The following is an 11,926-nucleotide window of genomic DNA, read 5'->3' on the forward strand; positions in this document are numbered from 1 at the left end:
GTCATGGAGGCAGTCATAGCGAGCGTCGTCGCGGTCTTCGGGACCCTGCTGGGTTCCGCCACCACCCACCACTTCCAGCGGCGGTCCGCCGACCGCAGCGAGCAGTTCGCCCGCGCGCAACGGCTCCGCCAGGAGCGGATGGACGCGTACTGCGCGTACGCGGCGGCGCTCCTGGAGTACCGGCGGGTCCTGGTCCACCGCTGGTTCGTGCGGCACGAGGAGGGCCGCTGCGGCGAGGACACCGTGGAGCTGCGCGAGGAGGTCTACAAGGCCCGGTGCGCGGCCCAAGAAGCCATGTTCCGCGCCCAGATGGTCTCCGACGACCCGGCCGTCCTCGAATGCAGCGAACAGATCCTGGAGCAGGTGACGGAGATCCACTGGGCCCCGGACCTCGCCGCCTTCACCACCCTGCGGGACGCCACCCGCCGCGGCATCCGCGACTTCGTGGCGGTCACCGCCCGCCGCGTGCGGTGACCGCGGCCCGCCCGGAACGGATCCACGCCCCGCCGCACCGCGTACCGTGAGCCCCCGCACGGATCTTGATCAACTCGCGACACACGGAGCGGAACCTCCCCCGCCCCCGGACCCGTCCTTGACACAGTGAGGCGGCGGCACCGGCGACGACTCCGCCACGGCGACGAGCGGCACGGAAACGGGGATCGGGCATGGTCATGCGGGACGGCGACGTGCTGGACGTCCGTCCGGGCGGCGCCCCCTCCCGCGCCGCCCCCGAGGACCACGGCGCGTACCACACCACCGCGTTCTTCCTGACGCTCTACGCGTCCGCGCTCGCCGCCTGGACGGTCTACGGCATCGTCCAGGGGGACGGCTCCCTCTGGGACTTCGTCGAGGGACTCTTCAACCCCGGCGCCTCCCCCGCCTCCCAACTGGTCGGCCCCTACGAGTGGGCCTTCGCCGCCGCGTTCCTCGCGACCGCCGGACTCGCCGTCGCCCACCGGCGCGCGGCCCGCAGCGCCGCGCTCTTCTCCGGGTGCTTCCTGCTGGCCGTCTCGCTGCGCGAGGCGGTCGGCCTGTTCGACGCGGCCTACCGCGACCAGTACGCCACCGACCCGCTCGGCGGGTGGGCACTGGCCACCCGGGTGCTGGGCCTGGTGGTGGCGGTGGCCGTGCTGACCACGATGTTCCCGGCGGCCGAGCACCGCCGGCGCCGGCGCGCGGAGTCCGCCCCCGCCGCGCCCCACCCCGCGCCGTGCGCCCGGGACCGGCGGCTGTCCCGCATCTGCGGCGTCCTCTTCCTCGTCATGGGGCTGGCCCGGCTCGCCTGGACCGTCCGCGACCTGACGACGGCGGGCATGGACACCGCCCGCTACCTCCGCGGCGCGGTCGACGGCTCGGTGCTGGGCACCCTCAACCTGGCCGCGTCCACGGAGTTCACCACCCTGGGCTCGGTGCTGGGCTTCCTCGTGCTGGGCGTGCTGGCCTTCCGCGCCCGCCGCGACGTCCGCGGCGCGCTGCTGGTCTTCGCGTCGGTCGAGCTGTACCTCACCGTCCGCACCGTGGTCTGGCTGACCGTCACCGACTTCTTCAACCAGTCCTTCGAAACCCCCGAGGGCGCGCTCTCCATGGCCACCACGGCCTTCGAACTGGCCACGATGACGTCGGCGGTGGTGTTGGTGATGGGGACGGGGGCGGGGCGGGGCGACGACGTCCCCGCCGACGACCGTGCTCCGTGATGCCGCGCCCGTTCGCCCACAGGCGTAGCGTGGTCGATACGTCCGTCTCGCGGGGGTGGCCATGGAGTTGTTCCACGAGGAGCCCGATATCGGGGAGCGCATCGCCCGGCTGCGCGCACGGCGCCGGCTGACGCAGGAAGGGCTCGCCGAGCGGGCCGGGCTGTCCGTCGACATCGTGCGCAAACTCGAACAGGGCGTGCGCCGGACGGCGCGGCTGAGCACGCTCAACGCCCTGGCCGCCGCGCTGGACGTGGAGACGTCCACGCTGGTCGGCAAGCCGGCCACCTTCGAGGTGCGCAGCGACGGCGAGCAGCCGTCCGTACTGGCGCTGCGTCAGGCCGTTGCTCCGGTGTCCGAACTCCTCGGGGACGAACCCGACCCCGAGGAGCCGCCGGACCTCGCGTCGCTGCGGGCCTCCCTGCACTCGACGGAGCGCATCCGTCGGGAAGGCCGCATGGCGGAAATCGGCACGCTGCTCCCGCAGTTGATCCGCGACGCCAAGGCGGTGGCGCACGCCTCCACCGGCGACACGGCGTCCGCCGCCCAGTCCGTGCTGGCCGAGGCGTACCAGATCGCCGCGACGACACTGGCCGCGCTGGGCAAGGAGGACGCCGCGTTCACCGCGCTCGAACGGGCGCGAACGGCCGCGGCCAAAGGGGACGACCCGCACTTGGAGACGGTGGGCTTCGCCAGCCTCGCCTGGGTCCTGACCAAGCAGGGCCGGTTGGCCGACGCCGAACGGGTCGCGCTCGGCACCGCGGAGCGCATCGAGCCCGGCTTCCGCTCCCCGCCGGTGGAACTGGCCCTGTGGGGAATCCTGCTGCTCCGCGCGGCGACGGCGGCCGTCCGGAGGGAGCGCCACGACACCGTGCGGCAGTTGCTCACGCTGACGGATGCGGCGGCGGCCGGCCTCGGGGCGGACCGGATCGACTACGCCACGCCGTTCGGCCCCACCAACGTGGGCGTGGCGAAGGTCAACTTCCTGGTGGAGATGGCGGACAGCGCGCAGGCCCTGCGCACCGCGCGGACCGTACCGGAGCTGCGGGCGCTGCCGCCCACCTGGCGTGCCCGGTTCCACGTCGACCGGGCCCTGGCCCACGCCGACCTGAACCAGGACGACGCGGCGGTGACGGCCCTGCTGACAGCCGAGCGGACCGCCCCGGAGTGGATGCGGTACCACTCCACCAGCCTGCGCCTGGTGTCCGAACTCCGCGGGCGGGAACGGCGGCGGACCTCACCGCTGGCGGAGCTCGCCGACCGCCTCGACCTCGACGCGTAGCCCCGCTCAGGGGGTGGGACGCGGCGTCCTACCCCCGGGGCGAAGTGGCACGGGACGTCCCTGTCCGCGCGGTCCGCAGCCGCCTAGCGTGTTGGCCCGTCAGGACGACGGCCCCGGCCCCGGCCGCTCCCACCCCACCCCACGAAGGCAGGCCACGTGTCGCACCTCTCCGACCGCCCCGTCGCCCGGCTGTTGCCCTGGACCGGGCCCGACGGCCAGACCTGTTACCTGCTCACCGACCGCGCGGGCGCCGGGCGCGTGTCCCGCCACGCCGACCAGGTGGAGGAGGTGCACTTGGCGATGGGCCTCGGGCTGCTGGAACACGCCGAGCCGTTGATCGACGATCCGGCGGCCGACGCGGGACAGCTGCGGTTCCTGTCGGCGCAGCTCAGCACGGCGCTGCGGGACGCCGTACGGGTCGCGGAGTCCCGCGGGGACCTGCTGGCGGAGTACCGGTGGCGCGACGGCGCGGAGGGCACGGAGACGGTCGAGGTGACCGAGGGGGCCGGGCACGCGGACGGGCCGGCGGGGCGGAAGGACGGCGGCGAGGGCGGCAGCGACGGGGCCTCGTAGGCCCCCGCGACCGGCCGGGAGAGGTCTCCCGCCGGGCCGCCCCCGCACGCCGGGGACGTCCGCCGCGTGTGGGGGCCGCGGCGGCCGTCGATGTGAACTGCAACGCCTCTCGGGCTTGTGGCCTCTTCAGTGGTGCAGCATGAGAACCACTCTGCCCGCGGGGTCCGCCCCGCACCATCGTCCGCAGGTCGGGCGAGGACCCCCGCCGGTCGGCGGGGGTGCGGGACCCTCTGGAGGGGGACCCGGCGGCAGGGGAACGGAGTCGCGCAGCGCCGGGCGGTTCCGGGCTCGGACGGTGTGTGGAAGAAAGGGGCGGCCGGTGATCCGTGTCGCTGTGGTGGATGACGAGCGGCTCGTCAGGTCCGGACTGCGGATGATCCTGGGGACCGCCCCGGACATCGAGATGGTGGCGGACTGCGGTGGCGCGGAGGCCGCGGAGACCGTACGGGGGTGCGCGGCCGAGGTCGTCCTGCTCGACATCCGGATGCCGGACGTGGACGGGCTGACCGTGCTGCGCCAGCTGCGCGCCGCGCCCGAGCCGCCGGCCGTGGCGATGCTCACCACCTTCGATGCCCAGGAGTACCTGACGGCGGCGCTGCGGGAGGGCGCGGCCGGCTTCCTGCTCAAGGACTCCGACCCGGAACAACTCGTGCGGGCGGTGCGGACGCTGGCGGCGGGCGGCAGCGTCCTGGACCCCGGCGTCACCCGAGCCGTGATCGGCGGCTACCTGACGGCCGAGGACCAGGCCGCGGCGGCCCGGGCGGTGAGCGGGCTGACGCCGCGCGAGTCGCAGGTGCTGGCGCTGCTGGGCGAGGGGCTGGGCAACGCGCAGATCGCGGAGCGGATGGGATTGGCGCCCAGCACGGTGAAGGACCACGTGCGGGCGCTCCTGGCCAAGTTGGGCGGGATCAACCGGGTGCAGGCGGCGATCGTCGCCGACCGGGCGGGCCTGGTGGCCGGGGCCCCGCGGGGGACCGGGTGAGATCCGACGGCGAGGCGGGCCCGGGCGGCGCGGCACGGGACGCGACGGACCCCGGCCGGGCCGCCGCCCGGTCGCGGCCGGGCCGGGGCGTCCGCCGGCTGCTGCGCACGCCGCTGGCCGGCCGGCTGCGCCGGATCGTCCCGGTGGTGGTGCCGGTGCTGCTGGCGATCGCCGACGCGCTGCTGGTCAACGGCCTGGAAATGGCGTTGGAGCTGGGCGTCTCGGTGGTCGCGGCGACCGCCCTGCTGCTGCGGCGCCGTTGGCCGCTGCTGGTGTTCCTGGTGACCCTGCCGGGGCTCTACATCGGCTACATCTGGTTCGCGCCGATGATCGCCCTGTACACCCTCGCCGCTTCCCCCGCCGCCGGACCGGTGCGGTGGCGGTGCGCCCCCGGTCCGGCCCGGCTCGGGGTCTGTGCGCTGCTGCTGGTCGCCGCGCACTTCCTGCCGTACCCGATCTCGGACTTCGAGCCGACCGCGTACCGCGAGAACACCCTGGTCCTGATCGACGCCTGCGTCACCTCCGCGGCGCCGATCGCGCTCGGCCTGCTGGTCCGCACCCGTCGCGAACTCGCCTCCCGCGTCGAGGACTTGACCCGCAGCATGCGGCGCGAGGACCGGCTGCTGGCGGAGCGGGTGAAGGCCACCGAACGGGCCCGGCTGGCCCGCGAGATGCACGACGTGGTGGCCCACCAGGTCAGCCTCATCAGCCTGCAGGCCGGGGCGGTGCAGGTCAGCACCGAGGACGAGGCGGCGCGCAACGGGGCCCGGACCATCCGGGAGCTGTCCGTCCGCACCCTGGAGGAGCTGCGGCACATGGTCGGCGTCCTGCGCGCGGCCGGCGGCGACGCCCGGGTGGCAGGCGAACTGGCCCCGCAGCCCGACCTGGACGAACTGCCCCGGCTGATCGAGATGAGCGCGCTGGACGTGACGTACGAGGGGCTCGCCGCGGCGCACGACGGCGGGTCCGGCGCGGGCCGGTCGCGCGGCGCCAGGACGGTCGAGCGGGCCGCGTTCCGCACCGTCCAGGAGGCGCTCACCAACGTCCGCAAGCACGCGCCGGGCGCGCGGGTGCGGGTCCGGGTCGACGCGGTGGAACTGGGCGCACCGGCCGGCGCGGACGCGGCGGAGCGGGCCCGGGAGGGGCTACGGGTGGAGATCCGCAACGGGCCGCCGGACGCGACGGCGACGGTACCGGGACTGCCCGGCGGCGGGCACGGGCTGGTGGGGCTGCGCGAACGGGCGCAGAGCCTCGGCGGGACGCTGGAGGCGCGCCCCACGTCCGAAGGGGGCTTCGTCGTACGGGCGGAGTTGCCGTACGGGGCGGGGTGAGGGCGGGGCACCGCTGCGGGGGGCCGGGGTGGGCCCGCGCACCGCGCGACCGGCCGGCGCCGGCCGCCTCAGGCCGACAGGGGCGCTGCCGCCTCGTCCACCGCGGTGGACAGGTCCGGGTAGACCTCGAAGAGCCGGCGCACGCCCAGGGCGGCGAGCACGCGGTTGACGTGCGAGCCGTCGACGGCGCCCTGGGCGGGCAGGATCAGTCTCAGCCGCCCCTGACAGGAACGCATCAGGCGGCGGGCGGCGATCAGCACGCCCACCCCGCTGGAATCGCAGAACCGGACCTCGGACAGGTCCAGCACCAGGGACCGCCGGCCGTCGGCCACCGCGTCGTGCACGTGCTGGCGCACCGCGGGCGATGTGACCAGGTCCATTTCTCCGGAGACCTGGAGTACGGCCCAGGGGCCCTTTTCGTCCTCTGCCACCTTCAACGACACGCGCTCGAAGCCTTTCGCTCGCTTTCGGACCGGATGTGTCCCGGTTGCAATACGGAACCCACCCTTCCCGGCTCGACTGCCCGGCCTCTCCCCCGTGAAACGCTTTCGATTCCATGGCGCGGCGGGCCAACCCTCCCCAAGGCTATGCCCAGAGCGCGGCGAGTTTTCGCCCGCAACCGGTCACACCCGCATAACGCATGCGTCGATACAGGCACGAACGGTCCGCACCGGTCCACTTCGAGCGGGAAGCGTCACCAGATCCGCCACAACGTCATGCCGCCCTTACCATCCGCAACACCGTTCCGACCAGCTTTGCCGCAAAGGTGCCTGTGTTGTCGGACCCGCCCACTACATTCGAGAACACGGCGCCCGTCACGGCGTGCGCACGTCCGGCGTCACACCGTCCGCACGGCGACCGCCGGATCGAGTGACGGCCCGGCGATCGTGAGCGGAGGGGTACGGAAGGGTACGAGAGTGGGCGGGAGTGACAGCACGGGGCCCGACCGAGCGCGGCCCCGGAGGGACCGGGGCCGTCGTACGACGCGCGGCCGGGGTCCCGGCAGAGCGCCGGCCGAGGTGTGAGCCCGGCCGCGACGGGCAGGGATGGGGGTCCCATGGCACACGACGCACCACCGCGCTGGGACAGGCGGATGCAGCAGCGGCTCGCCCGCGGCGAGGCGGCCGCGCTCGGTGAGCTCTACGACCGGTTCGCCTCGCTCGTGCACAGCCTCGCCTACCGCGTCCTGGAGGACGAGCACGCCGCCGACCGCATCACCCGCGAGGTGTTCGCCTACGTCTGGGAGCACCCGGACTCCTACGACCCCAAGCAGGGTTCGCTGCGCTCCTGGGTGGCCGGGATCACCCGCCACCAGGCCGTCCAGCGGCTGCGCCAGACCGAGTCCGACTCCGCCCGCGACCACGGCACGGACGGCCCCGCGACCGCCGAGTCGGAGCGCGCGCTGGAGCGGAAGATCCACGAGGCGTCCACCGCAGCCCGCGCCGACTACATCGTCACCTCCATGCCCGCCCCGCTGCGCGAGGCCCTGGAGCTGGCGTACTTCCAGCGCCGGGACTACCGCCAGACCGCCGCCGACCTCGGTGTCACCGAGGACGAGGCGCGCCGCCGGCTCCGCCTGGGCCTCCAACTGCTGTCCACCGCCCACAACCACCAGGCCCTCCCGGCGGTCCCCATGCGCCGCGCCGCCCGGGGGCCGCACGCCCCGCGACCGCCGCACTCCGCCCCGCCCGGCCCGGGCCACGGACGGTCGCTGTGAGGGGCCCCGACGAGTGGGACGACCGCGGGCGCCCCGGCGGCTCCGGCGAGCGCCCCCGGATACCGGGCCCGCGCCCCGCCGCGGAGGACCACGGCCCGCTCCCGGACCTCCCGTCCGCCGCCCGCGTCCGCACCGACCCGCCCGGCACCGTCCCGGATCCCGCCCCGCCCCACCACGTCCCCGCGGAGTACGAAAGCAATGACGCCCCCGTGACCGGCGACGACACCGGCCGGCGCCACCCGGCACCGGCCGCCCCGTCCCACAAGGTGCTCAAGTCGCTGCTGGGTGCCTGGGCGCTGTCCGCGTGCTCGCCGGAGGAGACCGCCGCCGTCGAGGAGCACCTGACGGACTGTGCCGCCTGCGCCGACGAGGCGCTGCGACTGCGCGACGCGGTGGGCCTGCTGCACCCCGCCGACAGCCTCGACCTCGATCCGCTGCTGCGGTCGCGGGTGTTGGAGGGGTGCCTGGGCCGCCGGCCGGCGCGCATCCCGGTGCCGGACTGGGTGACGCCGTACGACGCCGAGACCGCCAAGTTGGACGCCCTGCTGCGCGACATGGGCGAGGCGGAGTGGCGGGCCCCGGTGCGGCTGCGCTGGTTCGACGGCCGGGAGCCGGTCGAGCACCCGACCACGGTCGCCGGGGTGATCGGCCATCTGATGGCGGTGGACGGCATGGCCGCGACGGCCCTCGGGCTGCCCGACCCGCTGGGCACCGCCGCCCCGGAACACCCCGGTCCGCGCCGCCGCACCGAGGCGTACTGGCAGGCCGTGGGCGAGGACGCGGACCCGCACGCACCGCACGACCCGTGGCGCGAGCAGGGTCAGGCACTGATCAGGACGGCGTCGTTCGCCGGCGGCGGGGTGGCCGAACTCTCCGTCCCCTACGGCAGGTTCAGCCTCTCGCTGCGCGACGCGTTCCTGGACCGCGCCTTCGAGACGTGGGTGCACGCCGGGGACATCGCCGAAGCGGTGGACTACCCGTACCGACCGCCCGCCGCCGGCCACCTCCACCGGCTCGTGGACCTGGCCGCCCGGCTGCTGCCGAGCACGCTCGCCCAGCGCCGGCAGGCCGGGCTGGCCGCACCCGCACACGGGCTGGTCGCCGCCGGCGCACCGGGCCGCTCGCTGCACCTGGAGGTCGAGGGCAGCGGCGGCGGGGACTGGTACATAGCCCTGGACTCGCCGGCGGCGGTCGGCTCGCCGGAGTACACCGTCGCCCACATCGCGCTGGACAGCGACGAGTTCTGCCAGCTGGCCGCCGGGCACATCTCCCCGGAGGAGACCGCGGCGGGTCAGACCGGCGAGCGCGAGGCGATCCGCGAGGTGCTGTTCGCCACGGCGGCGCTGTCCCGGCTGTGAGACGGGACGCCGCCGGGCCGGCCGCGGCGCCCCGCGCCGCGGCCGTACGCGGTCGCCCGCGTCAGGCGAAGATGACCGTGCGGGTGCCGTTGAGCAGCACCCGGCGCTCGCTGTGCCACTTCACGGCCCGCGCCAGTGCCTGGCACTCCACGTCGCGGCCGATCGCCACGAGCTGGTCCGGGGTGACGTCGTGGCCGACCCGCTCGACCTCCTGCTCGATGATCGGGCCCTCGTCGAGGTCCGCGGTCACGTAGTGCGCGGTGGCGCCGATGAGCTTCACACCGCGGGCGTGCGCCTGGTGGTAGGGGCGGGCGCCCTTGAAGCTCGGCAGGAAGGAGTGGTGGATGTTGATGACCCGGCCGGCCAGCGCCTTGCAGAGGTCGTCGGAGAGGACCTGCATGTAGCGGGCGAGCACCACCAGCTCGACGTGCTCCTTCTCCACCAGCTCCAGCAGCTGCGCCTCGGCCTGCTCCTTGGTGTCGCGGGTGACCGGGATGTGGTGGAACGGGACGTTGTAGGACCCGACCAGCTCGGCGAAGTCGGTGTGGTTGGACACCACGGCCGCGATCTCGACCGGCAGCGCGCCGATCCGGGAGCGGAAGAGCAGGTCGTTGAGGCAGTGCCCGAACCTGGACACCATCAGCACGACGCGCATCTTCTCGTCGGCCCGGTGGATCTGCCAGTCCATGCCGAAGGAGTCGCCCACCGCCGCGAAGCTGGCCCGCAGCTTCTCGACGTCGACCTGCGGTTCCGCGGTGAAGTGGACCCGCATGAAGAACAGGCCGGTGTCCCGGTCGCCGAACTGCTGGCTGTCCTCGATGTTGCAGCCGGTCATGAAGAGGTAACTGGACACCGCGTGCACGATGCCCTTCTTGTCCGGGCAGGACAGGGTGAGGACGTACTGATCGTTCCGATCGCGCTGATCGGGCTGGGTGGGCTGCGACTCGCTCATGACCTCATAGGGTCCCATATCCGCCGGGCAGGTCGGACCAGGGCGGCCCCCGGGCGCGCTCACGCCGGGGCCGACGGTCCCCCGGTCAGGGCGGCCAGCGCGTCGAGGGAGTGCGGGGCGGTGTCCGGGTCCTCGCCGTCGGCGGTGGCCAGGTGGACGTGCGCCTCGCGGGCGGCCCGCACGGCGTCCGGCCACCCCGGGTGCGCCATATAGGCGGTGACCGGCGCGTCCGCCCCCACCTGGTGCATGATGCGCAGCACCCGGAGGACGGCGAGGTCCACCAGCTGGGCCTCCTGGGCGTCGCGGAAGATCGTGCCGACGTACTTCTCGGCGGACCAGTTGTCCAACCAGGTGTCCTCGACGAGCCGGTAGACGGCGTCGGTGACGTCCCCGTACCCGGGCCGGCCGGTCAGCCAGGTGTGCTGCTGGAAGGCGGGGTCGGAGAGCATGTGCAGCGCGGAGCGCACGTTGCTGCGCCAGCGCCACCACGGCATGTCAGAGAACGGCATGCCGTCCATGGTGGTCGAGCGGCGGCCGCGACGGGAAGACTTCTCCGAACCTTGCACAGCAAGCGATCGTACGTTCCTCCCGATTGATCTCGATCGGCCCCCCGGAGTTCACCGCGACGTCACCATCCGTTGTCCCCCCGTCACGCACCCGTTCCGGCCGCAGCGGAAGGCTGCGGGGCCATGACCGGACGGCGACGCTCCTCCCCCCGCCCCTTCCCACGCGCTTCCGCGACCGCCGCGGCGGCGTGCACGGCGGTCCTCGCGTCGCTGCTGTCCGGCTGCGGCTCCCTCCCCGGCGCGGGCGCCGGGGGGCAGGAGCCGATCACGGTGATGACGTGGGCCCCGGAGGGCACCCGCACGACCAACATGCCGGGGATGCCGGCCATGGCGCAGGCGTACGCCCGCTGGGTCAACTCCCGCGGCGGCCTCGCCGGCCACCCCCTGAAGGTCCTCACCTGCAACGAGCACAACGACTCGGCGGAGGCCACCAAGTGCGCCCAGCGCGCGGTGGACGCCGGGGCGGTCGCGGTGGTCGGCTCGTACAGCCAGTGGGGCCGCTCGTTCATGTCCCCGCTGGAGGTGGCCGGCATCCCGTTCATCGGCGGGTACGGCGCCTCCGCCGAGGAGTTCGCCAGCCCGCTCTCCTACCCGGTCAACGGCGGCCAGGCCGCGCTCCTGGCCGGGAACGGCCGCCAGTTGGCGGCGGACTGCCGGCGGGTCGCGCTGGTCCGTCCGGACACCATCCAGGGCGACCAGATGACCGGGCTGCTCGACGCCGGGCTCAACGGCGGGGGCCGGAAGGGCGCCGCCGACGTCAAGGCGCCCGAGGTCAGCACCGACTACTCGCCGCAGGTCGCCGCCGCCCTCGACGCGGTGGGCGCGGATCCCGCCGCCTACGGGACGGCGAGGACCGGCGGGCAGGCGACCGGCTCCTGTGTGGCGGCCTCGCTCGGCGACGGCACCGACACCTTCTTCGACGCGTTCCGGCGCCTCCAGGAGTCCCGCCCCAGGGTGCAGCTGGGGTCCGTCCTGGGCAGCGTCGACCAGTCGATGGTCAACCGCAGCGGCGGGGCCTCCGGCCCGCTGGAGGGCGCGGACGTCACCGGCTGGTACCCGGTGGCCAGCGATCCGCGGTGGCGGCCGATGCGCCAGGTGATCACCCAGGAGGCGTTCGACGACGCCCGCCTCGACCCGGCCGACCAGGGCGTCCAGACGACCTGGATCGCCTACACCGTGCTGCACGCGGTGGTGCAGCAACTGGCCGACGCCGGCGTGACCGACGTCACCGCGCACGCCCTTCAGGCCGCCCTGGACCGCGGCGACCAGGCCATCGACACCGGCGGCCTCACGCCCAAGCTGCGCTGGCGCGACGACGACATGCTGGCCGTCGCGGACTTCCCGCGGATCGTCAACGCGGACGTGACGTACCAGGTCGTCCGGCACGGCGAACTGGTCGCCGCCCAGGAGGGGTTCGTCGACGTCACCACGACGCTGGAACGGCGGCGCACCGACGACGAGTGACGCCCGCACC

The 11,926-nt window shown here is 74.4% G+C and carries 12 protein-coding genes; 9 read left to right on the plus strand and 3 right to left on the minus strand.

All coding sequences use genetic code 11. The annotated features are described in order from the left end of the window. The first annotated feature begins 3 nt into the window (after positions 1 to 3). The 6 genes from ACLJT4_RS03095 to ACLJT4_RS03120 all read left to right on the plus strand — a co-directional run bounded on the left by ACLJT4_RS03095 (position 4) and on the right by ACLJT4_RS03120 (position 5,859). Complete coding sequence (locus ACLJT4_RS03095; protein ID WP_411120865.1) at positions 4 to 474, plus strand: hypothetical protein; 471 nt, start codon at positions 4 to 6, stop codon at positions 472 to 474. 191 nt (positions 475 to 665) lie between these two features. After that, positions 666 to 1,694, plus strand: coding sequence for a hypothetical protein (locus ACLJT4_RS03100; protein WP_411120866.1), 1,029 nt, complete (start codon positions 666 to 668; stop codon positions 1,692 to 1,694). Between the two features lie 61 nt (positions 1,695 to 1,755). Continuing rightward, the gene (locus ACLJT4_RS03105) at positions 1,756 to 2,973 is read left to right on the plus strand and encodes a helix-turn-helix domain-containing protein (protein WP_411120867.1); all 1,218 of its coding nucleotides are present in this window, start codon (positions 1,756 to 1,758) and stop codon (positions 2,971 to 2,973) included. Between the two features lie 156 nt (positions 2,974 to 3,129). Then, positions 3,130 to 3,546, plus strand: a complete 417-nt coding sequence (locus ACLJT4_RS03110) for a hypothetical protein (RefSeq protein WP_411120868.1) — start codon at positions 3,130 to 3,132, stop codon at positions 3,544 to 3,546. Positions 3,547 to 3,865: 319 nt separating this feature from the next. Then, on the plus strand, positions 3,866 to 4,528 hold the full coding sequence (locus tag ACLJT4_RS03115; protein ID WP_411120869.1) for a response regulator: 663 nt from the start codon (positions 3,866 to 3,868) through the stop codon (positions 4,526 to 4,528). Continuing rightward, positions 4,525 to 5,859, plus strand: coding sequence for a sensor histidine kinase (locus ACLJT4_RS03120; protein WP_411120870.1), 1,335 nt, complete (start codon positions 4,525 to 4,527; stop codon positions 5,857 to 5,859). Before ACLJT4_RS03115 ends, ACLJT4_RS03120 begins: the two co-directional genes overlap by 4 nt. Positions 5,860 to 5,927: 68 nt before the next feature. Here ACLJT4_RS03120 and ACLJT4_RS03125 read toward each other — a convergent pair whose 3' ends face one another. Continuing rightward, entirely contained in the window at positions 5,928 to 6,302 is a 375-nt protein-coding gene (locus ACLJT4_RS03125; RefSeq protein ID WP_037634995.1) for an STAS domain-containing protein, read from the minus strand. Between the two features lie 614 nt (positions 6,303 to 6,916). Between ACLJT4_RS03125 and ACLJT4_RS03130 the strand changes: the two genes are divergently transcribed. Further along, on the plus strand, positions 6,917 to 7,576 hold the full coding sequence (locus tag ACLJT4_RS03130; RefSeq protein WP_411120871.1) for a sigma-70 family RNA polymerase sigma factor: 660 nt from the start codon (positions 6,917 to 6,919) through the stop codon (positions 7,574 to 7,576). Continuing rightward, positions 7,573 to 8,934, plus strand: a complete 1,362-nt coding sequence (locus ACLJT4_RS03135; RefSeq protein ID WP_411120872.1) for a zf-HC2 domain-containing protein — start codon at positions 7,573 to 7,575, stop codon at positions 8,932 to 8,934. The genes ACLJT4_RS03130 and ACLJT4_RS03135 overlap by 4 nt, the downstream gene beginning before the upstream one ends. Before the next feature lie 61 nt (positions 8,935 to 8,995). On the opposite strand, the gene purU is transcribed toward ACLJT4_RS03135, so the two are convergent. Both purU and ACLJT4_RS03145 read right to left on the minus strand, forming a co-directional pair. Beyond that, positions 8,996 to 9,886: a formyltetrahydrofolate deformylase gene (purU, locus tag ACLJT4_RS03140; protein WP_411120873.1), complete on the minus strand. Its 891-nt coding sequence runs from the start codon at positions 9,884 to 9,886 to the stop codon at positions 8,996 to 8,998. A 59-nt stretch (positions 9,887 to 9,945) separates the two neighbouring features. Further along, a complete protein-coding gene (locus ACLJT4_RS03145) occupies positions 9,946 to 10,404 on the minus strand; it encodes an SCO4402 family protein (RefSeq protein WP_020930437.1) in 459 nt (152 codons plus the stop codon). Between the two features lie 171 nt (positions 10,405 to 10,575). Here ACLJT4_RS03145 and ACLJT4_RS03150 point away from each other — a divergent pair, with 171 nt between their 5' ends. Next, positions 10,576 to 11,916, plus strand: coding sequence for an ABC transporter substrate-binding protein (locus ACLJT4_RS03150; RefSeq protein WP_411120874.1), 1,341 nt, complete (start codon positions 10,576 to 10,578; stop codon positions 11,914 to 11,916). Positions 11,917 to 11,926 lie beyond the last annotated feature (10 nt).

It is taken from the genome of Streptomyces sp. x-19 (assembly GCF_046549115.1).
Lineage (GTDB): Bacteria > Actinomycetota > Actinomycetes > Streptomycetales > Streptomycetaceae > Streptomyces > Streptomyces albulus_C.

What these genes read in the sequence shown, in the direction of transcription:
- purU (WP_411120873.1), bottom strand. Translation starts at nt 9,886, where the DNA reads ATGAGCGAGTCGCAGCCCACCCAGCCCGATCAGCGCGATCGGAACGAT.
- ACLJT4_RS03130 (WP_411120871.1), top strand. Translation starts at nt 6,917, where the DNA reads ATGGCACACGACGCACCACCGCGCTGGGACAGGCGGATGCAGCAGCGG.
- ACLJT4_RS03150 (WP_411120874.1), top strand. Translation starts at nt 10,576, where the DNA reads ATGACCGGACGGCGACGCTCCTCCCCCCGCCCCTTCCCACGCGCTTCC.
- ACLJT4_RS03145 (WP_020930437.1), bottom strand. Translation starts at nt 10,404, where the DNA reads ATGGACGGCATGCCGTTCTCTGACATGCCGTGGTGGCGCTGGCGCAGC.
- ACLJT4_RS03100 (WP_411120866.1), top strand. Translation starts at nt 666, where the DNA reads ATGGTCATGCGGGACGGCGACGTGCTGGACGTCCGTCCGGGCGGCGCC.
- ACLJT4_RS03105 (WP_411120867.1), top strand. Translation starts at nt 1,756, where the DNA reads ATGGAGTTGTTCCACGAGGAGCCCGATATCGGGGAGCGCATCGCCCGG.
- ACLJT4_RS03095 (WP_411120865.1), top strand. Translation starts at nt 4, where the DNA reads ATGGAGGCAGTCATAGCGAGCGTCGTCGCGGTCTTCGGGACCCTGCTG.